At 74.6% G+C, this 22,723-nt stretch carries 21 protein-coding genes, 2 tRNA genes and 1 pseudogene; 10 read left to right on the top strand and 14 right to left on the bottom strand.

Annotated features, from left to right (window positions below; all coding sequences use genetic code 11):
- Positions 1-88 precede the first annotated feature (88 nt).
- Entirely contained in the window at positions 89-1,891 is a 1,803-nt protein-coding gene (locus tag ACZ5D2_RS13240) for a putative bifunctional diguanylate cyclase/phosphodiesterase (protein ID WP_371678420.1), read from the bottom strand.
- A gap of 368 nt (positions 1,892-2,259) precedes the next feature.
- Between ACZ5D2_RS13240 and ACZ5D2_RS13235 the strand changes: the two genes are divergently transcribed.
- Positions 2,260-3,498, top strand: coding sequence for a M6 family metalloprotease domain-containing protein (locus ACZ5D2_RS13235; RefSeq protein WP_468929003.1), 1,239 nt, complete (start codon positions 2,260-2,262; stop codon positions 3,496-3,498).
- Between the two features lie 57 nt (positions 3,499-3,555).
- On the opposite strand, the gene ACZ5D2_RS13230 is transcribed toward ACZ5D2_RS13235, so the two are convergent.
- From ACZ5D2_RS13230 to ACZ5D2_RS13195, 8 genes and pseudogenes are all read right to left on the bottom strand, one after another.
- Positions 3,556-3,629, bottom strand: a tRNA-Lys gene (locus ACZ5D2_RS13230).
- Positions 3,620-4,223, bottom strand: a pseudogene (locus ACZ5D2_RS13225) (bifunctional DNA primase/polymerase). The gene ACZ5D2_RS13230 and the pseudogene ACZ5D2_RS13225 overlap by 10 nt, the downstream one beginning before the upstream one ends.
- A 204-nt stretch (positions 4,224-4,427) precedes the next feature.
- Positions 4,428-4,775: a hypothetical protein gene (locus tag ACZ5D2_RS13220; protein ID WP_266839198.1), complete on the bottom strand. Its 348-nt coding sequence runs from the start codon at positions 4,773-4,775 to the stop codon at positions 4,428-4,430.
- 77 nt (positions 4,776-4,852) lie between these two features.
- Positions 4,853-5,410 carry an NADPH-dependent FMN reductase gene (locus ACZ5D2_RS13215; RefSeq protein WP_371678422.1) on the bottom strand — a complete coding sequence of 186 codons (558 nt, stop codon included), beginning with the start codon at positions 5,408-5,410 and terminating at the stop codon, positions 4,853-4,855.
- Between the two features lie 148 nt (positions 5,411-5,558).
- Positions 5,559-6,890 carry an AAA domain-containing protein gene (locus ACZ5D2_RS13210; RefSeq protein ID WP_371678423.1) on the bottom strand — a complete coding sequence of 444 codons (1,332 nt, stop codon included), beginning with the start codon at positions 6,888-6,890 and terminating at the stop codon, positions 5,559-5,561.
- On the bottom strand, positions 6,887-8,470 hold the full coding sequence (locus ACZ5D2_RS13205) for a hypothetical protein (RefSeq protein WP_371678424.1): 1,584 nt from the start codon (positions 8,468-8,470) through the stop codon (positions 6,887-6,889). Before ACZ5D2_RS13205 ends, ACZ5D2_RS13210 begins: the two co-directional genes overlap by 4 nt.
- Positions 8,458-9,648, bottom strand: coding sequence for a hypothetical protein (locus ACZ5D2_RS13200; protein ID WP_468929001.1), 1,191 nt, complete (start codon positions 9,646-9,648; stop codon positions 8,458-8,460). The genes ACZ5D2_RS13205 and ACZ5D2_RS13200 overlap by 13 nt, the downstream gene beginning before the upstream one ends.
- A complete protein-coding gene (locus tag ACZ5D2_RS13195) occupies positions 9,587-10,507 on the bottom strand; it encodes a phosphatase PAP2 family protein (protein WP_371678426.1) in 921 nt (306 codons plus the stop codon). The genes ACZ5D2_RS13200 and ACZ5D2_RS13195 overlap by 62 nt, the downstream gene beginning before the upstream one ends.
- Positions 10,508-10,624: 117 nt before the next feature.
- Between ACZ5D2_RS13195 and ACZ5D2_RS13190 the strand changes: the two genes are divergently transcribed.
- On the top strand, positions 10,625-11,221 hold the full coding sequence (locus ACZ5D2_RS13190; RefSeq protein ID WP_468928999.1) for a histidine phosphatase family protein: 597 nt from the start codon (positions 10,625-10,627) through the stop codon (positions 11,219-11,221).
- 66 nt (positions 11,222-11,287) lie between these two features.
- Here ACZ5D2_RS13190 and ACZ5D2_RS13185 read toward each other — a convergent pair whose 3' ends face one another.
- Entirely contained in the window at positions 11,288-12,610 is a 1,323-nt protein-coding gene (locus ACZ5D2_RS13185) for a tetratricopeptide repeat protein (protein WP_371678428.1), read from the bottom strand.
- Positions 12,611-12,873: 263 nt separating this feature from the next.
- Between ACZ5D2_RS13185 and ACZ5D2_RS13180 the strand changes: the two genes are divergently transcribed.
- Positions 12,874-13,326, top strand: a complete 453-nt coding sequence (locus ACZ5D2_RS13180; RefSeq protein ID WP_371678429.1) for a hypothetical protein — start codon at positions 12,874-12,876, stop codon at positions 13,324-13,326.
- Between the two features lie 121 nt (positions 13,327-13,447).
- Complete coding sequence (locus ACZ5D2_RS13175; RefSeq protein ID WP_468929079.1) at positions 13,448-14,269, top strand: spermidine synthase; 822 nt, start codon at positions 13,448-13,450, stop codon at positions 14,267-14,269.
- A gap of 139 nt (positions 14,270-14,408) precedes the next feature.
- Here the strand turns inward: ACZ5D2_RS13175 and ACZ5D2_RS13170 are convergent, their stop codons facing one another.
- The gene (locus ACZ5D2_RS13170) at positions 14,409-14,975 is read right to left on the bottom strand and encodes a hypothetical protein (RefSeq protein ID WP_371678431.1); all 567 of its coding nucleotides are present in this window, start codon (positions 14,973-14,975) and stop codon (positions 14,409-14,411) included.
- 78 nt (positions 14,976-15,053) lie between these two features.
- Between ACZ5D2_RS13170 and ACZ5D2_RS13165 the strand changes: the two genes are divergently transcribed.
- The 4 genes from ACZ5D2_RS13165 to ACZ5D2_RS13150 all read left to right on the top strand — a co-directional run bounded on the left by ACZ5D2_RS13165 (position 15,054) and on the right by ACZ5D2_RS13150 (position 18,496).
- Positions 15,054-15,740, top strand: coding sequence for a response regulator transcription factor (locus tag ACZ5D2_RS13165; protein WP_280915177.1), 687 nt, complete (start codon positions 15,054-15,056; stop codon positions 15,738-15,740).
- A gap of 10 nt (positions 15,741-15,750) precedes the next feature.
- Positions 15,751-17,136 (top strand): HAMP domain-containing sensor histidine kinase, encoded by a 1,386-nt coding sequence (locus tag ACZ5D2_RS13160; RefSeq protein WP_371678432.1) that lies wholly within the window; start codon positions 15,751-15,753, stop codon positions 17,134-17,136.
- 265 nt (positions 17,137-17,401) lie between these two features.
- Positions 17,402-18,064 carry an NADPH-dependent F420 reductase gene (locus tag ACZ5D2_RS13155; protein WP_371678433.1) on the top strand — a complete coding sequence of 221 codons (663 nt, stop codon included), beginning with the start codon at positions 17,402-17,404 and terminating at the stop codon, positions 18,062-18,064.
- Between the two features lie 132 nt (positions 18,065-18,196).
- Positions 18,197-18,496, top strand: coding sequence for a DUF3303 family protein (locus tag ACZ5D2_RS13150; protein ID WP_371678434.1), 300 nt, complete (start codon positions 18,197-18,199; stop codon positions 18,494-18,496).
- A 667-nt stretch (positions 18,497-19,163) separates the two neighbouring features.
- Here ACZ5D2_RS13150 and ACZ5D2_RS13145 read toward each other — a convergent pair.
- Positions 19,164-19,661 carry a MarR family winged helix-turn-helix transcriptional regulator gene (locus ACZ5D2_RS13145; RefSeq protein WP_371678435.1) on the bottom strand — a complete coding sequence of 166 codons (498 nt, stop codon included), beginning with the start codon at positions 19,659-19,661 and terminating at the stop codon, positions 19,164-19,166.
- A gap of 248 nt (positions 19,662-19,909) precedes the next feature.
- On the opposite strand from ACZ5D2_RS13145, the gene ACZ5D2_RS13140 reads away from it, so the two are divergent.
- Together ACZ5D2_RS13140 and ACZ5D2_RS13135 are read left to right on the top strand one after the other, a co-directional pair.
- The gene (locus ACZ5D2_RS13140) at positions 19,910-20,731 is read left to right on the top strand and encodes an NAD(P)H-binding protein (RefSeq protein ID WP_468928995.1); all 822 of its coding nucleotides are present in this window, start codon (positions 19,910-19,912) and stop codon (positions 20,729-20,731) included.
- A 69-nt stretch (positions 20,732-20,800) separates the two neighbouring features.
- Complete coding sequence (locus tag ACZ5D2_RS13135; protein ID WP_371678437.1) at positions 20,801-21,844, top strand: LacI family DNA-binding transcriptional regulator; 1,044 nt, start codon at positions 20,801-20,803, stop codon at positions 21,842-21,844.
- 71 nt (positions 21,845-21,915) lie between these two features.
- On the opposite strand, the gene ACZ5D2_RS13130 is transcribed toward ACZ5D2_RS13135, so the two are convergent.
- Together ACZ5D2_RS13130 and orn are read right to left on the bottom strand one after the other, a co-directional pair.
- A tRNA-His gene (locus tag ACZ5D2_RS13130) sits at positions 21,916-21,988 on the bottom strand.
- Positions 21,989-22,083: 95 nt separating this feature from the next.
- Positions 22,084-22,686, bottom strand: a complete 603-nt coding sequence (gene orn, locus ACZ5D2_RS13125) for an oligoribonuclease (RefSeq protein WP_266839171.1) — start codon at positions 22,684-22,686, stop codon at positions 22,084-22,086.
- Between the last annotated feature and the right edge of the window lie 37 nt (positions 22,687-22,723).

Raw genomic sequence — 22,723 nt, 5'->3', positions numbered from 1 at the left:
TGATCGCCCCGGATGGCTCCCGTTTCGCCCGTCAGTGGCGCGGTACCCCGGTCTCCAGTCTGGCACCACCCGGTCCGGGGCGCACGGCTCAGCCGTCGGCCACGGGGCGGCCGCCGATCATCTCGGCGATGCGGTCGGGCGGGACCGCGCGGGAGTAGAGCCAGCCCTGGCCCGTGTCGCAGCCGACGCGGCGCAGCCGGGCGGCCTGGCCGGCGGTCTCCACGCACTCGGCGGTGACCGTCAGGCCCAGCCGGTGCGCGAGCTGGACCAGGGCCTCCACGATGGTCTCGTCGGCCGGGTTGGGATGGGAGCCCTCCTCGTAGCGGAAGCCCCGTACGAAGGAGCCGTCCAGCTTCAGCACCGACACCGGGAGCCGGCTCAGATAGGCCAGGTTCGAGTACCCGGTGCCGAAGTCGTCGATGGCGATCCGCACGCCCATGTCGCTCAGCGCCTGAAGGGCCTGGAGCGGCCGCCCGGCGGAGCCCATCACGGCCGACTCGGTCAGTTCCAGCTGGAGCAGCTGCGGGGCCAGTCCGGTCTCGGCGAGGATCTCCGCCACGTCGCCGACCAGGTCGGAGTCCCACACCTGGCGCACGGCCACGTTCACCGAGACGAACACCGGCGCGTCGCTGGGCTGTTCGATCTGCCAGCGCCGGGCCTGGCGGCAGGCCGTGCCCAGCACCCACCGGCCCAACTGGACGATGGAGCCGTCCTCTTCGGCGATCCCGATGAACCGATTCGGCGTGAGCGTGCCGAACTGCGGGTGGTTCCAGCGGACCAGGGCCTCCACCCCGCGCACGGCTCCGCTCTCCAGATCCACCAGGGGCTGGTACTCCAGCTCGAACTCGCCCCGCTCCACGGCCGGCCGCAGCGTCGAGGACAGCGCCTGCCGCGTCATGCGGTGCGCGTTGCGCTCCGGGTCGAAGAGGGTCCAGCGGGCCTTGCCGTCCGCCTTCGCCCAGTACAGGGTGGTGTCCGCCGCCTGCATCAGCCCCGTCGCCGAGGTGCCGGCCGCGTCCCGTTCCACCACGCCGATCGACGCGGACACCGACAACCGCTGCCCGGCCAGGTCGAAGGGCTCCTGTACGGCGGCCAGTACGCTCCCCGCCAGGTCCGCGAGCTGCTCGGTGCCGGTGGAGTCCTCGACCAGCAGCGCGAACTCGTCGCCGCCGAGCCGGGCCACGAGGTGCCCGCCCGTGCGCCCGTACCCGGACTGGTCGGCGCACTGCGTCAGCCGGGCCGCGACGGCGGTCAGCAGCCGGTCGCCGACCCGGTGGCCCAGGGTGTCGTTGACGGCCTTGAACCCGTCGAGGTCGAGGTAGCACAGTCCGATCCGGCCGGTGCCGCCCTGCTCGTACGGGGACTCCAGGGCGGCGGAGAGCCGTTCGAAGAACAGGGCCCGGTTGGGCAGCCGGGTCACCGGGTCGTGCATCTGGAGGTGGCGCAGGCGGGCCTGGAGGTCGCGCCGGTCGCTGATGTCGGCGACGGACAGCAGGACGTCCGGGGTGCCGGCCACGGGCCCCAGCGTGACCTCGGTCCACAGCGAGTGCCCGTCGGGGTGTTTGAGGCGGCGCGTGCAGCGCAGCCGGGCCTGGCGTCCGCGCAGCACCTCCTGGTAGGCCTGCCAGGTACGGGCCTCAGCCGCCAGGTCCACCAGGTCGGCGGCGCGCTGCCCGGCGAGCGCGTCCGGCTCGCCGCCCAGCAGCCCGGCGAGGGCGCGGTTGGCGGCGATGACCTCGCCGTCACGGCCGACGAGGGCCATGGCGAGGTGCGCCGCGTCGAAGGCGGCCCGGTAGTCGCGCGGCGAGGCAGGCACCGCGGGGTGACGCTCCGTAAGGGTCGATCGGATGCTGTCGGCCGCCGAACCGGTTCCTTCTGAGGTTGCGCTCACCCTTGGCTCCCGCAGTGTTCGTGAGTGTCCGTGCAGGAAAGTGTGCCGATCATAGAGGCTGCCGGGAGGCCCTATCCAGCGGCGTCGCCGTGCGGGGCGCGGCCCGTCGGCATGATGACGCCCTGCGGACGGTGTGCTGACGGAGCGTCGAGCATGATCCGGGTGATCGTTTCTGCGCGCCTGTGAGCGCGCGAGTGCCGTCATTGATCTCACGTGATCGGACGTGACGTTCCGTAGGCGGGCGCGTCAAGTCGGCGGGTCACCGACTTGCCGTACCGCTCACTCATGTGGGGCAGCGGAACAGGGCATTAGTAAGACAATCGCCTCAAGGTGGATGAGAGGGTACGAATCCACCACCGGAGGTCGATGTGCCGCCACAGCAGACACCCGGGGGAGTGGACCGCTCCCGCATGCGCAGCACGGCCGCCGCCCTCACCTCCCTGACGGCACTCGCCGCGATGTCGCTCGTGGCGGGTCCCGCGGTGGCCGATTCCCGGACCGGCGGACCCTGCGCGCTGACGCGCACGGCCGCGCACCACTCCCTCGGTCTGGACAGCTGGAACCGGGCCTACCCCAAGCCCGAGCGCGAGCTCAACGCGGTGCTGGTCTTCCTCTCCTTCCCCGACCACCGGCCGGCCGTCTCCCCGGCGGACCTGACCTCCGACTACTTCCCGGCGACGAGCGACTTCTTCCAGCGGGCCTCCTACGGCCGGTTCCGCCTGGTCCCGCACCCGCAGGAGCGGTGGGTCCAGATGCCCCGGCCGTCGGCCGCCTACGGGATACGGCGCGACTGGGCCCCCGAGGACCGGGCGGCCTACCTGCGGGACGCGGTCGCCGCCGCCGACCCGCAGGTCGACTTCTCCCGGTACGACGTCGTGTACTTCGTCGCCGACCCGAACGCCCCCGGCGTGGACTCCGACGCCACCAAGGTCGTGAACTTCGACCGCCCGATCACCGCTGACGGCGTGGAGCTGCGGCGGATCGTCACCGTCTTCGAGCACCACCCGCCCGACCGCAACGTGCTGGCCCACGAGACCGGGCACGTCTTCGACCTGCCCGACCTCTACCACCGGCCCACGGACGGCAAGGGCGACTGGGACACCTACGTCGGCGACTGGGACGTCATGGGCAGCCAGTTCGGCATGGCCCCGGACCTGTTCGGCTGGCACAAGTGGAAGCTGGGCTGGCTGGACCCCTCCCAGGTCGACTGCGTGCGCTCCGGTATCTCGCTGCACACCCTCCAGCCGCTCTCGGAGGCCCCGCCGCGCGGCGGCACGGGCGGGACCAGGCTCGCGGTGATCCGCACGGGTCCGGGCAGCGCGATCGCGGTCGAGGCCCGGGGCTCCTCCGGCAACGACGGGGACACCTGCACGGAGGGCGTCCTGGTCTACCGGGTCCGCAACGAGGCGGCCTCCGGCGGCGGCCCGATCGAGGTACTGGACGGGCATCCGCGCACGGAGGCCTGCTGGGACCGCTCGGTCTACCCGCCGCTGGCGGACGCGCCGCTGGAGGTCGGGGAGACGTTCACGGTGCCGGGCGAGCGGATCACGATCGAGGTGGCGGACCGCACGCAGTCCGGCGCGTACACGGTGAAGATCACGACCTGACGGCGGCGGACACGAAGAAGGCCCCCGCTCTGCTGAGCGGGGGCCTTCCTCCGTCTGTGCGCCGCCAGGGACTCGAACCCCGGACCCGCTGATTAAGAGTCAGCTGCTCTAACCAACTGAGCTAGCGGCGCTTGCTGACGAGGTAGACATTAGCATCAGGTCCGGCCGAAGGAAAAATCGATACCGGGCCGGGCGGCGTGCAGGAACGCCCAGAGCAGGGAGTCCGGCCCGGGGAGCCAGGGCCGCCGGGCGTCGGGTGCCACCAGCCAGCGCGACGGCCCGGAGGCGGAGCCGGGGCCGGTGGACAGCGGGGGCACGGTGACGGCGTCCCCGTGGCCGTGGCAGAGCGGGGCCGCCGCGGCCGGGCTCCACTCCTCCCAGGCGAGCAGGGCCGGCAGCCGCTGCGCGGTCCCGGGGGCGGCGAAGAGCAGCATCCGGCCGCGGTGCACGGCGGCGGGCCCGGAGCCGGGACCCCGCTCCCAGAGCAGGTCGAGCATCCGGCGGCCCACCACGAGCGGAACGTTGACGACGTCGAACGCGGTCCCGCAGGGCAGGGCCGCCGGTGCGGCGGGCCGGGCCTGCCAGGCCGCGAGGGTGTTCTCCGGGTGGGCGGAGGCGGAGGCCAGCCAGGCGGCGCCCTGCGGGGTGACCTGGGTGGCGGGCGCGGTGCGCGCGTCGAGGCCTTCGAGTGCGGGGCAGCCTGCGGCCGTCGTCAGGGTCGTCATATGCCAAGGTCTACCGGGCGTAGCCTTCCCGTTCCCGGGAGTTACCGAAAACCGGGACAGGGCGGGCGGGGGTGGAGTATGTTGCGCCGCGCATATGCCAGGGGGCGCGCGGCGACGCCACCCGGAACGCCGCGCGCCCGGCGCCCGCCGGGAAGCGGGGCGCCGGGCACGGTGCGGGGTGCTGTACGGCGGTGCAGGGCGGGCTCAGGCGGTGTCGGGGCCGGCACCGCGCTGGAGGTCCTCGCCGAACTCGATCATCTTGCGCGCGTAGTCCTCGGTCCACTCCGCCGCCTCGGCGATGGCCTGCGGCGAGAGCCGGTCGAAGCGGCGCGGGTCCGCCAGCTGGGCCGCCGCCAGGGCCTGGAACTCCACCGCTCTGTCCTGCGCGGCCCGGAAGGCCAGGGTCAGCTCGGTGGCGCGGGCCAGCAGCTCACGCGGGTCCTCGATCGATTCCAGGTCGAAGAAGTGCTCCGGGTCCGTGGCGGCCTCCGAGGGCTCGAAGAGCAGCGGCGCCGGCCGCAGCCTCCGCTCGGTCCGCTCGGGCTCTGACATGCGTGTCCTCCTGCTGCGCGTACGAAATCCTCCGGGCCACCCTCCATTGTCCAGCGTCGCGCAAGGGTGCCGCCGGTTCAGGCGGCGGCGGGCTCCTTGGCCAGGGCCGCGACGTCCTCGAAGACGCCCGCCAGCTCGCCCGCCAGCCCCTCCGTGGGCTCGAACCCCTCGGCGCCGAGCAGCGCGTTGATGCCCGGAATCGCGACCGAGCGCTCGGCGGGCAGCATGCCGAGCCGGGTCAGGACCGGCAGCAGCATCTCGGCGGCCGGGGCGCCACCCGTGGGGCCCGCGCTGTAGCTGACCAGGCCGACCGGCTTGCCCTGCCACTCGCGGTAGAGGAAATCGATGGCGTTCTTGAAGGGGGCGGTGAAGGAGCCGTTGTACATCGGCAGTACGAACACGAACGCGTCCGCGGAGTCGACGAGCGCGCTCCACTCCTGGGTGTGCGCGTGGGCGTATATCCCGGTGGAGGCGTACTCCGGCTCGTCCAGGAAGGGCAGTGCGATCTCCGCCAGATCCACCGGGGTGACCTCGAAGCCACCGTGCGCGCGGGCCTCGTCGGCGATCCAGCGCGCGAGGGGGCGGCCGCTGGAGGTGGGACGGGTGGCGGCGGAGACGACGTGCAGGCGGGTCATGGTGTGAACTCCCGTTGGGTGGAGGTGTGCTGTGCGCACCGAAGTCTCGCCGCCGGAGCCCCGCCGGGAAAACCGGAACCCCGCGATATGTCACGACGGGCCCCGCCGCACCCGACGTCGCCGCCGCACCCGACGTGTCGCACACCCCTCAGGGCCGCCACCGCACCCGGTGTTCGGCGAGGTGGGCCAGGACCGAGTGGTTCGCCTCCCAGCCGTCCGGGAACTTCACCGTGACGCCCAGCTGGACCGGTTCCGTCGACGGGTGTTCGTCCAGGAGCTCCGCTATGCCCGCGCGGGCCACCACCACGCAGGCGTGCCGGTGGCGGGAGGCCAGGACGCACAGCCGGCCCGTCTCCAGGTGGAACGCCGTCGCGTCGGGGCGGCCCGACAGGGGGTGCAGGACCACCGTGAGGTCGTACTCGCGGCCCTGGAGCCGGTTCGCGGTGTCCACGGTGACCCCGGTGACGCCCAGCGAGGCCAGGGCCGTGCGGACCGCGGCGGCCTGGTCGCGGTGGGCGGTGCCCACGGCGATCCGGTCGGCCGTCAGCGGGGACGGCCGCGGGGACTGCTCGTCGGCGGTCACCGCACCCCGGTCCAGCGCCCGCCGGACCACCAGCGCCACCGCCCCCACCGCCTCCGGATCCGTGCGCGGGGTGTGCCGTGCGGGCAGTTCCAGCAGGCCCCAGCCCGACGCGGCGGCCTCGTCCAGCACCCGGTCGGGGCCCGAACCGTCGCCCGCGACCCCGTACGAGAGCCGTCGCTCGCCCGGACCCGTACCGCTGCGGAACTGGCTGTACGGGTAGAAGGCGCGCGAGACCAGCGGCGCGGCCGTCGCCGGCAGCCGCCACGACACCGGGAGCCGGTGCTGCGGCAGCTGCGGGTTGTGCGCCAGCAGGGTGGACACCGCCGACGCCGAGGGGTCGTAGGACAGGCCCGCCCACTGCTCGGCGCCCACCACGCTGAACGGGTCCAACTGCCCCGGGTCGCCGACGAACAGCGCCCGGTCGAACAGCCCGGCCACGGCCAGCAGCGCGTCGGAGCGCATCTGGTACGCCTCGTCGACGATCGCGTGCTCCCAGGGCTCCGCGTCCTTCACGTACGCCCACTTCGCGGCCGTGGAGATGGTCACCGGCAGCTCCGCCAGGTCCCCGGGCCTGGCGGAGAGGGTGACGGACGGCAGCTCCCGAAGGGCGGGGTCGTACGCGTCACCGTCGCTGCTGTGCAGCCGGCCGACCTTCAGCTCCGGGTCCTTGTCGGCGAGCCGCAGCACCAGGTCGTCGACCTGCGCGTTGGTCTGAGCGACCACCATCAGGCGGCGTCCGGCCGCGGCCAGTTCGCGGGCCGCGCGCACCACGAGCGTCGACTTGCCCGCGCCGGGCGGGGAGTCCACCACCACGCCCCGCTCGGTGCCGTGCAGGGTGTCGCGCAGGATGGCGGCGGTCGCCTCGGCGGCGGCCGCGCCCGGGTCGAAGCCGGTCACAGGAGGTCCTCGTCGGTCACGGAATCGGGCGGCGTCGGGGCGCTCAGGTGGGCCGGCGGTCCGCCGTGCGTCCACGGGGTGTGCTCGGGGTCGGGCAGTCTGGGCCCGCCCCGCGCGTCGTGCTCGAACAGCGTCCAGCACACCCGGTCGCCCTTCTCCGGCACCGAACCCGCCACCGGCTCCCGGCCCGTGCCCATCTTGTCGAGCACGCGCAGCACCAGCTGCCCGTCCTCCTCGTGGCGCACGAACGCGAAGGCCTGCTGGCGCCCGTCGAGCGAGCGGAACACCTTCCCGCCGCCCTCGTCGGCCAGTTGGGGCCGGTCCTCGGTGGCCACCGTCACCAGCGGACGCGGGCGGGGCCGCTTGCCCTCCGTCCACTCCATCACCACTTCGGTGACCTCACCGGCGAAGGCCTCGCCCGCGAGCCGCCGGCCCGCCATCACCAGCGGGTCGTCCAGCGCCTCCTGGGCGTCGAGCCGGACCTGCTCGGTCTCGCGCGTGGCCAGCTTCTGGGCCGCGGTCACCGCGTCGTCGCGGCGCGGCTGCGGGGGCTCGCCCGCCCGGACGCGGTCCCGGTGGCCGGTGAAGGACCACCGGTCGCGGGTCCAGCGTTCCGTGGTGCGCTCGCCCGGCGGCAGGGCGCGCAGCAGGTCGAGCGCCTCCCAGGTCTGCCGCCAGGTGTGCTCCATCTGCGAGGTGACCAGCTCCCGGACCGCCCGCTCGGCTTCCCGTACCCGCTCCCCGGCGCCGGGCCCGTCCGCGGCCGCCGCCGCCCGGGCCGCGTCGAACCGGGTGATCGCCGGGGCGAGCAGCCCGTTGTCGAAGGCCGGGTCGGTGGCCGGGCCGGCCGGCGGGAACAGCAGCCGGCCGTGTCCGTCGCGGCCGAGCTCCACGCGCAGGGCCCACTCGGCCCCCGACGTGCCCTCGGGCGGAGCTATCCAGCCCAGCAGCGATCCGAGGTGCTGGTCCTCCAGGTTGCTCTGGCCGGTGGCCCAGTGCCGTCCCAGCAGCTCGGTGGCGCTGAGCAGCATCGAGGAGCCGGGGACGCGGGAGCGCTCGGCGAGGTGCGTGAACCAGCGGCCCAGCAGCGGCACCCGGGCGGGCGCCGGGTACGGGTTCTCCGGGTCCTCCTCGGCGGTGCGCCGGAACCGCATCGAGCGGCCCAGCAGCCGGACGTACTCCACGCCGGCCCGGCTGGGCACGATGATCTGCGGGGCGTCCACGCACAGTTCGGCCTCGACCTTGGACTTCCGGCCGGTCTCCGGGTCGGTTTCGGTGCGCTCGGCCGGCTCCACGACGTCCGCGTACCCGTCGACGTACGGCATCAGGCGCTCCGCCAGGCCCGCCAGGAACGTCCAGCGCAGGTTGCGGTCGCGCGGCTGCGGGACCACCAGGACCAGCGGGTCGTCCGGGTCGGTGCCCAGCATCGCGCCGAGCGGCGCCCCCGCCTCGCCGGCGGTGGTCAGCGGTACGAGGACCATCGGCCGCTCGCTCAGGTGGCGGTGCCGTACGGTCGCCAGCGGCCGGGCGCGGCCCTCGCGGACGGCCTCCAGCCGGGCCAGGGTGTTCAGCAGGGGCATGCGGGGCCCTCCGGGGCGGGGTGCCGGGACCGGGCGGCGGCGAGTTCCAGCGCCTCCGCGCGCAGCCGGGCCGCCCGGCGCAGCGCGGCGGCGGTGGGGTCGTCCTCGGCTTCGGCGGCTGCGTCGGCGGGGGCCGGGGAGGCGGCCGCGGCGAGGGCGGCCCCGACGGTGGCGAGCCCGCCCAGCTCCCCCCGTACGGAGCGGCCCAGGGCGGCGGGGTCCCCGGCGGCGCGGGACCGCTCGCGGCAGTGGAAGGCCAGCTCGCAGGCGGCCAGGCACTCGGGGGCGTAGGCCGCGCCGACGGCGGAGACGGCCTCGGAGAGTTCCCCGGCGGGCCGGGCCGGGTCGAAGCTGAGGCCCGCCGGCAGGCCGGCGGCCAGTTCCTCGACCCGGGTCAGCCGCTCCATCTGGCGCAGGGTCACCGCCCGTTCGCGGCGCACGTCGACGGGCGCGGCGGTGGGCAGGTTGGAGAAGTCCTTGGGGCAGACGAGCAGCACCCGGTGGCCGACCTCGGCGCCGGGCACCTTCCCGGCGGTCCGCTCCAGGGCGAGCACGTAGACGGCGGCCTGGCGCGCGGCGGCGCCCACCTTCGCGGAGTCGGCGGCCCCGTCGATCATCGGGAACGACTTGATCTCCACCACGCTCCACCGGCCGCCGGGGTCCACCACGACCGCGTCGGGCTCCAGGTAGGCGGGGGTGCCGGCCACCTCCAGCGCCAGCATCGGATGGTCCAGCAGCGTCCACGCCCCCGCGGCGGTGGCCTCGCGCAGGGCCAGCGCCGTCCGGGCGGCGCGCCCCTCCGGTCCGGCGGCGGTCAGGTCGGGCACCCGGGCGTCCGGCCCGGGGGGCTCGGCGGCCCCGCCCAGGAGGGTGTGCGCGAGCCGCAGCAGTTCGGCCCCGCCGTCGGCCTTGACCTTGGCCTCGAAGGAGTTGCCGCGGACGATGGCGAACTGCGACTGGCCGAACGCGGCGGGCGTGCCCAGGGCCGCCGCGAGCGCGCCCTTGTCCACCCCTGCGCCGTCGAGCAGGGCGCGTCTGCCGCATCCGGGGTTGGCCGCGAGCGCGGCCAGGGAGCGGGCGTCGAGCGGCCGGGGCGGCACGGCGGGGCCGCGCAGGTCAGCGAGACGCTGCCGCAGTGTCGTCGTCTGCGCAGGAGCGGCGGGCGGGTAGGAGCTCACGGGCGGAAGTGTCCCATCCGCCACTGACAAGCGTGGACGTACCGTGAAAACCGGCCGGTTGTGCCTCCGGTGGAGGGACCGCGGCGGGGCCGGGTGCGGTGTCCTTCGCCCGGTCAGGTGCGGCGAAAGGTTCCTGCGTCCGGCGGGCGGCGAGGCCGCGTGCGATCGCCAGGCCGGCGCCCATCACGGCGGCCCCGGCGACGGCGTCGAGGAAGTAGTGGTTCGCCGTCCCCATCACCACGACCGCGGTGAGCGCGGGATAGGCCAGGCCCAGCGCCCGTACCAGCGGCCGCCGCGCGTACCGCCACACCACGAGCCCGCACCACAGGGCCCATCCGACGTGCAGGCTCGGCATGGCCGCGTACTGGTTGGTCAGGGAACCGAGTCCGCGCGGGGCGCTCGCCTCGCCGCCCCACCAGCCGTAGGCGCTGTACCGGGCCATGGTGTCCGTGAACCCGTACGGGGCGTCGAGCAGCCGGGGCGGGCAGGTGGGCAGCAGGGTGAAGCCGATCAGACCGAGCAGGGTGGAGGCCACCAGCCAGGTGCGGGCGGTGCGGTAGTGCGCGGGCCGCCGGTGGTAGAGCCAGAGCAGCACGGCGGGGGTGACCAGGTAGTGCAGGGAGGCGTAGACGAAGTCGGCGGGTATGCCGAGCGCGCCGCTGTGCGAGAACAGCCGGTTGAGGGGTCTTTCGAAGTCGACGTGCAGGAATTCCTCGGCGCGCAGGATCGCGAGCCCGTGGCCGACGGCTAGGTCCACGTCGCCCCGGGCGAGGAGACGGCCGCCCGAGTAGGCGCCGTAGACGAGACCCAGGAGCAACAGTTCCGCCCACCAGCGCGTGGGCCAAGGCCGTTTGGTCATGAGGTGTATGACGCTCGTGGGGCGGGCGGAGTTGCCCCGTGTTCACGTCGTGGATGATGGACGGACGACGGAACCGCTGCATCCGGGGCGAACGCCCACGAACCGGGAGAAGAAGATATGGCCCCCCGCATCCTGCTGGCCCGCCACGGCCAGACGGCATGGTCCCGGCTCGGCAAGCACACCGGGCGCACGGACGTGCCCCTGCTGGACGAGGGCAGGCAGGGCGCGAAGCTGCTGGGCGAGCGGCTCGCCGGCGAACCGTGGGCCTCGCTGCGCGGCCTGGAGGTGCGCACCAGCCCGCTCGTCCGCGCGAGCGAGAGCTGTGACCTGGCGGGCTTCGGGCTCCAGGCGGAGCCCTGGGACACGCTCATGGAGTGGGACTACGGGGACTACGAGGGCATGACCCCGGCCGAGATCCAGGCGGTCCGGCCGGGCTGGCTGATCTGGCGCGACGGGGTCCCCGGTGGCGAGTCCGTCGCCGACATCGCGGCGCGGGCGGACGAGGTCGTCGAGTGGGCCCGCTCGGCCGAGCGGGACGTCCTGGTCTTCGCCCACGGCCACGTCCTGCGCACCCTCGCCGCCCGCTGGCTCGGCTTCGAGGCCTCCTTCGGCGCCCGCATCCGCCTGGACCCCACCTCCCTCTCGGTCCTGGGCTGGGCCTACGGGGCCCCCGCGCTGGAGCGCTGGAACGACACGGGCCACCTCGACGGCTGACCGCGCCCCGTCCCCGCGCCCCGGCCCTCACTCCCGCGGCCCTCACTCCCGCGGCCCCGCCGCCGGTCAGGCCTCGGCGTGCCGGGTCAGGAAGGCGCCGACGCGCGGGGAGCGCTGGTGGGGGACCAGGGTGCGGGCCGTGCCCGAGAGCATCGAGCGGATCCGGGTCGACTGGACCTCGGAGAGCAGGTCCAGCACCCGCCCGCCCGCCCAGGCGGCCTCGTCGGGGGCGCCCGCCCGCGCCAGGTCCTCGGCCAGTTCCGCCGTGTAGAGGGCGACGTTCCGCGCGAAGTGGGGGTCCTGGAGGTCGGCCGCCCGCCGGGCGTGGCGCGCCGCGCGGGCGTGCTCCCCGAGCGCCGCCCAGCAGCGGGACTCCAGCGATTCCAGCTCGGCCTCGCCGAAGAAGGACATCCACTCCGGGTCGGCGCCCGACGCGCCCCGCGCGAACTCCGTGTGCGCCCGCGCCAGCGCCTCCTCGCAGGCCCTGCGGTCCGCGAGCCCCGACCAGCCGCCCGCCTCCCTCAGGGCCAGCAGCGACAGCAGCCGGGGGGAGCCCAGCGAGCGGGCCGCGCGCCGGCCCGCCTGGGCGGCCCGTACCGACTCGCGGGGGCGCCCGCAGTCCCGGGCCAGGAAGGCCATGTTGCTGAAGGCGTGCGCCTCCAGGGCCGCGTCCCCCGACACCCGGGCGGTGGCCAGGGCCTCCGCGTAGTGCGAGCGGGCGTCCTCGAAGCGGCCCGAGTCGTGCGCCAGCCATCCCACCGAGACGGCCAGCTCCCCGGCCCCGGCGTGCAGCCGGTCCTCGGTGGACTGGCGGGTGGCCCCCGCGTCCAGCAGTGCGTAGGCGGTCCGCAGGGGCTCCGCCGCCCGCCGGTAGAGGGCGTCCGCCCCGTGCCGGTCGTCCAGCAGCCGGATCTGGCGTACGGCGTCCTCGACGGCGGCGGCCTCGGCCTCGCCCGCGCGGGTGGGGATCCGGCGGGTGTCGCCGAGCAGGGTGAGGCTGAGCGTCGCGGCCGCCACGGTCGCGGAGCCGCCCGCCATGAACGCGCGACGCAGCACGTCGCTCTCCTTGGAACGGTGGACGATGGGGGCGAGGACGGCAGGCTCGGGCACGGCGCGCTGCGCGGAGCGGCCGCGCACCGCCTCGCGCGGGGAGAAGCCGAGGTCGGCCAGGGTGCAGCCGGGGAACATGTGGAGGAAGACGCGCTCGTAGGCGTAGTTGGGGCAGCGGATCTCGCCGGATTCGACCCGGCCGATGTAACGGGCGTCGCAGGAAACCGTTTCGCCGATCTCCCGTGCGGCCCGGCGCACCAGGGCCGCGAACTCGGCGGGGGAGTGCTGCCCGCGCAGCCGCCGGAAGGAGGAGTTGGGTGAGTGGGGGGACGCCGCCATGGACGTGGCCTCTCTGGACAATCTCAGGTGATCCCGGTGGATCCCTGTCGATCTCGCCCCGGAGCGCGGCTCCGGCGCGCATGAAAGTACCGCCGCCGGGGGCCTGTTCATGCGGTGTTTGGCTACAAAACGGATATCTCACCCGCGATCCGCCATGAACTGCCATCCTTTGCGGCGTCTTGCCGCCGCACCCGTTGACGCCGCCGTGCGTTGAACCCATGCGGATACGGATCGAGGAGGGGTTCCCCTTGGTGGAGGCCGGCATGGACAGCACTGCAACGGACACCGCGCACGAGCCCGGCGCGACCCCCCTGCTCCCGGTCCCGGTTCCGGCCGCGGCCCCGGACCTGGTGACCGTGCCCACCCGGCAGGGCCTGGAAGCGGTGGACATCATCCGCCGCGGCGCCGGCCGCTCCGCCCCCGGTACGGGCCCCTGCGCCCCGGGTGTCGGCCCGGTGCTCCACGACGGCTCCGACGACACCCTCGGCTTCCTCGTGCCGCCCGGCACCGCCGACGCGTGGGACCTGCCCGGCAGCGCCTGTACGCAGACCAACGGGCGCGGCATCCGCTTCGGCGACGCCGTCTCGCCGACCTCCGGCGGCACCGGCTGGCTGCTGCCCCCCGACGCCGTGGGCCCGGTCACCGACCCCGAGGTGCTGCGCGCCGCGCTCGGCGAGGCGGCCCGGCTGATCGAGGCGGCGGACAACTGCCGCTGACGCGCCCGAGGTCCTGACCAGCCATAATGGAGGGGTGGCAGGCAAGAGCAAGGGTGGCAGGAGCGGTGGCGGCGCTCCCCGGGGCGGTACTCCCCGGGGCGGCGGGGCGGTCGCCGGGCCGGTGGCGGGGCAGGTGGCCGGCGGGCTGGCGGAGCTGACCCCCGACCGCGAGCGCTCCCGTGCCTGGACCCTGCTGATCGACGGGGCCCCGCAGTCCCACGTCGACCTCGACGACCCCGGTCACCTGGACTTCTCCTACCAGCGCCGGATCGGCCACCTCATCGACCTGATCGCCCCCGCCCGGCAGCCCCTGAACGTGGTGCACCTGGGCGGCGGCGCCTTCACCCTGGCCCGCTACACCGCGGCCGCCCGCCCCCGCTCCACGCAGCAGGTGGTGGAGATCGACGGGGCCCTGGTGGCCTTCGTACGGGAACACCTGCCGCTGGACCCGCAGGCACGGATCCGCGTACGGGCCGTGGACGCGCGGGCGGGACTGGCGAAGGTGCCGGACGGCTGGGCGGACCTGGTCATCGCGGACGTGTTCGGCGGGGCCCGCACCCCGGCGCACCTGACCAGCGCCGAGTTCCTCGACGACGTACGACGGGCACTGAAGCCCACCGGCTGGTACGTGGCCAACCTCGCGGACGGCCCGCCGCTGGCCCACCTGCGGGGTCAGATCGCCACCGCCGCCTCCCGGTTCAGTGAGCTGGCGCTCGCGGCGGACCCGGTGGTGTGGCGGGGGAAACGTTTCGGCAACGCGGTGCTCGTCGCCGCCGACCGGGAGCTGCCCGTGGCGGAGTTCACCCGGCGGGTGGCGAGCGACCCGCACCCCGGCCGGGTCGAGCACGGCCGGGCCCTGGCCGACTTCACCGGCGGGGCGGCCCCGGTGGCGGACGCCTCGGCGGTGGCCTCGCCGGAGCCCCCGCCGTCGGTGTTCCGCTAGGCCGGGGGCGGGTAGGGGGCGGGTGGAGGGAGCGGGCCGGCGGCGGTCCCGGTGGCCTCAGCGGCCCCCAGCGGCCCTGGTGGCCTCAGGGGCCCCGGTTGCCCCGGTGACTTCAGTGGCCTCAGTGGCCTCAGTGGCCTCAGGGGTCGACGATCTCCACCGTCGGCGGGTGGTCGTGCCAGGTGCAGAACACCGACACCTCGCGGCCGTCGCGGGTGAAGGTGACCCGGATCCAGAAGTCCTGCTTCCACACCTGCATCCGCCAGCCCGCCTCCGGCGTCGCCGAGACCAGGCCGGCCGCGGAGGCGCCGAGGTCGAAGACGACCCGCCCGCCGGAGACCGAGTAGCCCTTCACCGTGCCGGAAGCGGAATCCCCCTCGTCCGTCTCGCGGTAAGGGCGTTGCCCGGCCGGCGGCGCGGGCTTCGACTTCGACGGCGCGGCCGACGAGGGGTCGGCCGAGGGGGACGCCGAGGCCGGGGCCGGGGCCGACGCGGAGGTGGAAACGGAGGAGGACGGGGAGGCCGTCGGCCCCTGAGTGGAGGACGACAGCGGTGACCCGGTCAGGGGCTGCGTCGTCAACGGCACGGCGAGCGGCGGATCGTAGGCCGTCCCGGACATGACCGTGTGCACGCCCCACCACGACAGGGTCACGGCGGCCGCGGTCGCCAGTACCCACGCCAGGGCGTGTACAAGTCCTCGTCGCATCAGGGCACATACTGCACCACCCACCACAGAGGTGGCCCGGCACCTCCCCGGGTCCCCCGAATGGACTACGGTGCCGCCATGGCAAGTGTGCTCGTGGTCGAGGACGACCAGTTCGTGCGTTCCGCCCTGATCCGGCACCTGACCGAGGCCTCCCACACCGTGCGGAGCGTCGGCACGGCCCTGGAGGCCCTGCGCGAAGTCGCCCACCACCGCTTCGACGTGGTCATCCTCGACCTCGGCCTGCCCGACCTCGACGGCTCCGAGGCGCTGAAGATGCTGCGCGGCATCACCGACGTGCCCGTCATCATCGCCACCGCCCGCGACGACGAGGCCGAGATCGTCCGGCTGCTCAACGACGGCGCCGACGACTACCTGACCAAACCGTTCTCCGTCGAGCACCTCTCCGCCCGGATGGCCGCCGTGCTGCGCCGCTCCCAGGCCGCCGCCGCCGAACCGCCCTCCCGCGTCCTGCGCGTCGGCGGACTCGCCATCGACCCGCTGCGCCGCCAGGCCGAACTCGACGGCTCCGTACTCGACCTCACCCGACGGGAGTTCGACCTGCTGGCCTTCCTCGCGGGCCGCCCCGGGGTGGTCGTGTCCCGGCGCGAGCTGCTCGCCGAGGTGTGGCAGCAGTCGTACGGGGACGACCAGACCATCGACGTGCACCTGTCCTGGCTGCGCCGCAAACTCGGCGAGACCGCCGCACGACCCCGCTACCTGCACACGCTGCGCGGGGTCGGGGTGAAGCTGGAGCCGCCGCTGTGAGCCGGTTCCGATGAGATGGGCCCTGGTCAAGGTGTGCCTCGCGGTCACCACCATGGTGGTCCTGGCCTTCGCCGTACCCCTGGGACTGGTGGTGCGGGAGATGGCCAGCGACCGGGCCTTCTCCAACGCCGAGCGGCAGGCCGCCACCATGGGGCCGACCCTGTCCATCACCACCGACCCCGTCCAACTGCGCAAGGCCGTCGAGTCCACGCAGATGGGCGCCGCCCGCCGGATGGCCGTCCACGTCCCCGCCATCGGCGGCGCCGCCCCCGTGGACATCGGCGAAGGCTGGGCGGGTGCCCGCGCCGTGGCCGAGACCCGCAGCCTCGGCCGTGCGACCACCGCCCGGGTGACCGGAGGGGGTTCCGCCCTGCTCCAGCCGACCGCCCTGGGCTCCGGCGACATCGCCGTCATCGAGATCCTGGTCCCGGAGAGCGAGGTCAGCAACGGCGTCACCACCGCCTGGCTGGTCCTCGCCGGGGTCGGGCTCGCGCTGGTCGTGGGCTCCGTCGCGGTCGCCGACCGGCTCGGCGCCCGCCTCGTGCGGCCCGCCGAACGGCTCGCGGACGCCGCCCACCAGCTGGGCGACGGACGGCTCGGGGCGCGGGTCCCCGAGGACGGCCCCAAGGAACTGCGCTCGGCGGCCGTCGCGTTCAACGCCATGGCCGACCAGGTCGTGGAACTCCTCGCCAATGAGCGGGAACTGGCCGCCGACCTCTCGCACCGGCTGCGCACCCCCCTGACGGTCCTCCGGCTCAACGCCGCCTCGCTCGGCGACGGCCCGGCCGCCGAACACACCCGGGCGGCCGTGGAGCAGCTGGAGCGGGAGGTCGACACGATCATCCGTACGGCCCGCGAACAGCGCCCCGCCACCCAGGCGGCCGGTTCGGCGGGCGCAGGCTGCGACGCCTCCGAGGTGATCCGCGACCGGATGGCCTTCTGGTCGGCGCTGGCCGAGGACGAGGGCCGCGAGGTCCGGCTGGCGGGCGTGGACCGTACCGTACGCATCCCCGTGGCCCGTCCGGAGCTCGCCGCGGCCCTCGACGCCCTGCTCGGCAACGTCTTCCGGCACACCCCCGAGGGCACCCCCTTCGCGGTGGACGTGCACGACGCCGGTGACGCCGTCATCGTCCTCGTCTCCGACGCCGGACCCGGCATCGCCGACCCGGACGCCGCCCTGCGGCGCGGCAACGACGGCCGCCGCGACGGCTCCACCGGCCTCGGCCTCGACATCGCCCGGCGGGTCGCGGAGTCCACCGGCGGTGACGTCCGGCTGGGGCGCTCCGTACTGGGCGGCACCGAGGTCCGGATCTGGATCGCCCTCGACGGCCGGGCCCGGGGCGACGGCCGCGGACCCGGCGTCCGGCGTGGCCGGCGCAAGCGGCGGGGCAACTGACCGACCCCGGGGGCGCGCCGCGCTCCCGCCCCCGGCCTGAGCCACTGACCGTGGCCGCGCCGAGCGGCCCGTGCCGGACGGGCGGACGGGTGGACGCGCGGACGGGCGGACGGGTGGACCAATGGCGGGTGGGCGGGTGGCGGGTGGGCGGTTGGAATACCGTACGGGCCGGGCGAGTTGAGGCCGCCGGGTGCGCGGGTGCGTCCCCGGGCGGGTCCCGTCCGCTCGCCCCACGTGCTGAAGCCCTCGCCTGATTGGAAACCGCATGCGTTACGCAATCCTCGGCACCGGCGTCGTCGGCCGGACGGTCGCCGCCCGGCTCGACTCCCTGGGCCACGAGGTGGTCATCGGCACCCGCGACCCCGGGGCCACCCTGGCCCGCGCCGAGTACGCCGCCTGGCAGGAGGCGCATCCGAGGATCTCCCTCGCGGACTTCCCCGAGGCAGCCCGGCAGGGCGACACGCTCGTCAACGCCACCGGCGGGAAGGTGAGCGTCGCCGCCCTGACGGAGGCCGAAGCCGCGCACCTGGACGGCAAGATCCTGATCGACATCGCGAACCCGCTGGACTTCTCGAAGGGCTTCCCGCCGAGCCTGGACCCCGTCGACACCGACAGCCTGGGCGAGCTGATCCAGCGGACGTTCCCGCGGCTGCGGGTGGTCAAGACCCTGAACACCATGAACTGCGAGATCATGGTCGACCCGGCCCGGGTGAAGGGCGACCACACCGTCTTCCTCTCCGGCGAGGACGCCGACGCGAAGAAGACCGTGCACGCCCTCCTCTCCTCCTTCGGGTGGCCGGACCGTTCGATCCTCGACCTCGGCGGCATCGAGACCGCCCGCGGTACCGAGATGCTCCTGCCGATCTGGCTCCGGCTGATGGGAGCCCTGGGACACTCGGAGTTCAACTTCCACATCCAGGGAGCCTGACCCGGCGCGCCCCGGTCCGGCCCCGTGGGCGGGGTCTTCCCGGAGTCGGGGAGGCCTCGCCCGGACGGGGGTGCAGATGTTGCCGGGCCCCCCGCCCGCCCGGAACGTGGGGGTGACGGAAGGAGTCACCCCATGAGAGTCATGCTCAGGGCCCATATGGACACGGCCGCCACCAACGAGGGCATCAAGACCGGTGCTCTCCAGCAGGCGATGAAGAAGCTGATGGAGGCCGTCGAGCCGGAGGCGGCCTACTTCGGGCTGCACGAGGGCGTGCGGTCCTGCTGGATGGTTTTCGACCTCCAGGACAGCTCGCGCCTGCCGGCGCTGCTCGATGACCTCTTCACGCAGTTCAACGCCGAGATCGAGGTCGGTCCGGTCATGAACGCCGAGGACCTGGCGAAGGGGCTGGCGGCGGTCGGGGCGAGGTCTTAGGGGGATCGGCGGGGGGCGGCTCGGCTGGTGGCACCGGGGTGACGCGGCGGCGTGGTCGTCGTGGGTGTTGATGTGGGCGTGGGCGTGGGTGCGGGTGCCGGTGTCGCCGGAGCGGACCCGCCCCGAAGCCGCCGCCGCCGACGCGGCTGCCGCCCGGCCCCGCCCCGCACGACACGTCGAGGGCGGTCCGGTGCCGGTACGCCGAGGCCGGCGGGCAGGCCGCCCGGCCCGGTCCCGGGCAGGACGCACGAGGCGCCCCGGAGTCGCGAAGCCCGAGCAGCGGCAGGGTGAACACCGTCCGGCTGCCGATCGTCCACCGCGGCCGACCGGCGAACCGGCGGGAGCGCTGGCCCCCGTATCGGCCGCGCTCCAGGTGGCCCTTGCGGTACGGCCATGGCGAACGGCGGGTCCGGCCCCCCGACCACAGCCGTACGTGTACCGGGCCGCCCGCGCCCGCGCCGGCGGCCCGACCCGAGCACGGTGAGCCTGGCGGCGACCGTGAGGCCCGTCCGTGGCCGACGGCAGCCCGCGGAGCACGGCGGCGACCAGGGCGGCCGGTACGGGGGCGCCGGCGCCGTGGGCGGCGGGCGACGCCGGACGGGGACCGCGCCGGACGTGAGCAGGCCGATTACCGGGCCGCCCTCCGGAAGACCCGTTCGCGGCGCGGTCAGGCGTGGTCCTCGGCGCGCAGCCGCTGCGTCTGGGCCCGTCCGACCTCGGCGGCCCGGTGGAGGTAGTCGGCGATGACCGTCAGCTCGGCATCCGAGTAGCCGTCCAGTACGGCACCGAAGGCGCGGCCCGGGACGTCCCAGGCCGCGCCGATGCGTTCGCGGGCGGCGGGCGCGAGGACGACGAGGGAGCGCCGCCGGTCCTCGGGGTCGGCCCGGCGTTCGACGACCCCGGCCTTCACCAGCCGGTCGACGAGGCGGGTGGCGGAGCCCGAGGTCAGGCCGGTGAGGCGGGCGATGTCGCCGGTGGAGACGGGGCCGGGCTCCGTGTCGAGGAGGGCCACGCACTGCATGTCCGTGGGGTGCAGGCCGACGTGGTCGGCCATGGCCTGGGCGAAGAGGGAGTAGTCGGCGTAGTGCCGCTGGCTCTCGGTGACGATGCGCGCCATCAGCTCGGCGCGGCTCCACTCACCCGAACGGGGGGAATCGGTTGACATCGGCTTCTCCATGGTTGAGATTTATCTGTGTCACGCAGTGAATGTGTGACGCAGAATCTGCACCACGTAACTCTTGCTCACCCTACCCGGGCCCGAAGGCCGTGGCGCCGGCTGCGACAGCGATACGCACGACGACCACCTGACGAACGCATGACGACACGCATGACGACACGTACGGCAATACGGGCAGCACCACGGACCTGCGATCGCAACGACAGCAACAACCCCCATGAATCAGGAGTCCCACCATGTCCCTCCTCGTCACCGGCGGCCGCGGCGCCGTCGCCCGCCACCTCGGCGGTCTCCTTTCGGCCCGCGGGATTTCCCACCGCGTCGGCTCGCGGGAGCGGGACACCCCCGGCGCCGTGCACTGCGACCTCTCCGACCCCGCCACCTTTCCCGCCGCCCTGGCCGGAATCCGGTCCGTCTTCCTCTACGCCGAGGCCTCCGCCGCCGAAGCCTTCGTCGAGGAGGCGGTCTCCGCCGGGGTGGAGCACGTGGTCCTGCTGTCCTCCTCCTCGGTGCTCGGTCCGGATCCGGTCGGGAGTCCACTGTCGGCCGGACACCTCGCCGTCGAGCAGGCCCTCCTCGCGTCCCCGCTGCGCAGCACCCTGCTGCGGCCCGGCTCCTTCGCGAGCAACGCCATCGGCTGGTCCTGGGCACTGAAGTCCGGCCGCCCGGTCCACCTGCCCTACCCGGGCTCCTACGCCGACCCCGTCCACGAGGCCGACATCGCCGAAGCCGCCCTCGCCGTCCTGACCGACCCGGCCCTCGGCGGCCGCGCCCACACCCTGACCGGCCCGCAGGCGCTGACCTTCACCGCGCAGCTCGCCATACTCGGCTCCGTCCTCGGCCGGCCCGTGCCCTTCACCGCCGTCACCCCCGAGGAGTGGAAGGCCGAGGTGGAGGGTTATATACCCGGCCCGTACGCCGACGCCCTCCTCGACTTCTGGGCCGCCTCCGACGGCCTGCCCGTCCCGGTCACCGATGCCGTCGAGCGGCTCACGGGGCATCCCGCCCGTTCCTTCGAGACCTGGGCCCGGGACCACGCCGAGGCCTTCGGGGGCTGAGCGGTACCGACCGCCTTCCAGGGGCGCCGGCGGGCAGGCCGGGAGTAGATTCGCAGCCTGGAGGCAGCGATGAAGGCTCACGGGCGCAGCGGGGGCCGGCCGACGTTGGAGGAGGTCGCACTCAGGGCCGGGGTCGGGCGCGGCACCGTCTCGCGGGTGGTCAACGGCTTGCCCGGGGTCAGCGCGCGGACCAGGGCCGCCGTCGAGGCCGCCGTCGCCGAGCTGGGATACGTACCCCACCGGGCCGCCCGGGCGCTGGCCGCCGACCGTGCCGACGCCGTCGCCCTGGTCGTTCCCGACCCGGAGGCGCCCCTCTTTCCCGGCGGCTCCTTCATCGAGGTCGTGCGCGGGGTCGGCGCCGTCCTGGCCGACACCGACGTGCAGCTGGTGCTGGCCCTGGCGGGCGGCGAGCGGGAGCGCCGCCGTCTGGAAGGGTTCCTCTCCGGGCGGCGGGTCGACGGGGTGCTGCTGGTGGGGCTGGGCTCCGGGGATCCGCTGGCGGAGCTGGCGACACGGCTGGGCATCCCGGCGGTGCTCGGTGGGCGCCGCTCGGCCGCCGAGACGCTGCCGAGCGTGGACTGCGACGACCGGGAGGGCGCCGCCGCGGCCGTGCGCCACCTCCTGGAGCGGGGCCGGCGGGCGATAGCGGCGATCACCGGGCCGCTCGACGCGTACGGGGACCGGTGCCGGCTGGAGGGCTACCGGCAGGCCCTGGCGGCGGCGGGGCGCCCCGTGGACGAGCTGCTGATCTCGGCGGGGAACCCCACCGCGGAGGGCGGCCGGCGGGCCGTGCGCGAACTGCTGGAGCGCCGCCCCGAGCTGGACGCCGTCCTCGCCGCCTCCGACCCGCTGGCGGCCGGGGCGCTGGCCGGGCTGCGCGCGGCCGGCCGTCGGATACCGGGCGACGTGGCGCTGGTCGGCTTCGGCGACTCCGCGACGGCCCGGTACCTGGATCCGGCGCTGACCAGCGTCCGGCAGCCCGGGGAGGAGATGGGCCGGGCCATGGCGCGGCTGCTGCTGGAGCGGATCGCGGGCGGCCGGGGGGCGCCGGGAGCGCCGGGGGAGGGGTCGGTGGTACTGCCGACGCAGCTGGTGGTCCGCGGGTCCTCGTAGGGCGTTCCGGCGGCGGGGAGGGGAATGCAGAAGGCCCCGGTCCGCTTCCGCGTACCGGGGCCTTCCCGCAGGGTGAGTGACGGGACTTGAACCCGCGGCCACCTGGACCACAACCAGGTGCTCTACCAACTGAGCTACACCCACCATGTCCGGTCGCAGAACGACCGGCCGAAGAAAAGGGTACAGGGTCCGGGAGGGTGCTCGCTCCACCCTTTTCCCGCACCCCTCTCCGGGGGGTCCTACTCGCCCGCCACCACGTGCTTGGCGGCGATGGTGCGGGCGGTGTCCGAGTCGGGTCCGGGCTGTGGCACGAAGACCGCCTCCCGGTAGTAGCGCAGCTCGGCGATGGACTCCTTGATGTCCGCGAGCGCCCGGTGGTTGCCGTTCTTCGGCGGGCTGTTGAAGTACGCCCGCGGGTACCAGCGGCGCGCCAGCTCCTTGACCGAGGACACGTCCACGATCCGGTAGTGCAGGTAGCCCTCCAGCGCGGCCATGTCGCGCAGCAGGAATCCGCGGTCGGTGCCGACCGAGTTGCCGCACAGCGGCGCCTTGCGCGGCTCCTTGACGTGCTCGCGCACGTACGCGAGGACCTGGGCCTCGGCGTCGGCCAGGGTGGTGCCGGCGGCCAGCTCGTCGAGCAGACCGGAGGCGGTGTGCATCTCGCGCACCACGTCCGGCATGGTCTCCAGGGCCCGGTCCGGCGGGCGGATCACGATGTCCACGCCTTCGCCGAGCACGTTGAGTTCCGAGTCGGTGACCAGTGCGGCCACCTCGATAAGTGCGTCGTCCGTCAACGAGAGCCCGGTCATCTCGCAGTCGATCCACACCATGCGATCGTTCATGCGCCCCACCTTATGCCGAAGGTCCCCCACATTGGTG

Source organism: Streptomyces sp. NPDC031479, from assembly GCF_055581065.1.
Note: the sequence above shows the minus strand (reverse complement) of the source record. Positions and strands in the feature narration are given on the sequence as shown.